Origin of the sequence: Marinimicrobium sp. UBA4509, from assembly GCF_002388575.1 — a bacterium.
Lineage (GTDB): Bacteria > Pseudomonadota > Gammaproteobacteria > Pseudomonadales > Cellvibrionaceae > Marinimicrobium > Marinimicrobium koreense.
Window position 1 is genome coordinate 6470 of the sequence record NZ_DGMV01000009.1, and the last position, 731, is coordinate 7200.

Annotated in this window: 1 protein-coding gene; it reads left to right on the forward strand. The window is 54.6% G+C overall.

What is annotated here, in order from left to right:
• Positions 1 to 91 precede the first annotated feature (91 nt).
• On the forward strand, positions 92 to 731 hold a 640-nt coding region (locus B3520_RS01315; protein WP_286875153.1), incomplete at its 3' end, for an SPFH domain-containing protein.

The following is a 731-nucleotide window of genomic DNA, read 5'->3' on the forward strand; positions in this document are numbered from 1 at the left end:
AAGGGTTCCCTCCTTGCAGGGCCGGACGCGATGTAAACAATCCAACTCAATATAAACACACAATTCATAATCAAACCCCGGAGAACCACCAATGGAACTTGATATCCCCACAATCATCATGCTGGCCATCGTCGCGCTGGTCATCATCACCCTCGTCAAAACCGTACGCATCGTCCCACAGCGATCCGCCTTCATCGTCGAGCGCCTCGGCAAATACGCCAAAACCCTCGAAGCCGGCTTCCACATCCTGATTCCTTTCATTGACAAAGTGTCCTACCAGCACACACTGAAAGAAGAAGCCATCGACGTCCCCAGCCAGGCCTGTGTGACCAAAGACAACATCCAGGTGGTCGTCAATGGCGTCATCTACCTGCAAGTCATCGACCCGAAACTCGCCAGCTATGGTATCAGCGACTACCGCTACGCCGGCATCCAGCTGGCGCAAACCACCCTGCGTTCAGTGGTGGGTAAAATCGATCTGGATAAAACCTTTGAAGAGCGGGAATCGATCAACGTCCAGGTAGTGCAGGCGCTGGACGAAGCGGCCAAACCCTGGGGCGTGAAAGTCATGCGCTACGAAATTGCCGACATCGAACTGCCCGCCACCATTCTAGATGCGCTGGAAAAACAGATGCGGGCCGAACGTGAACGTCGCGCCACCGTCGCCGAATCCGAAGGCGAGCGTCAGGCAAAAATCAACGTATCCGAAGGGCAGAAGCAGGAAACCATCA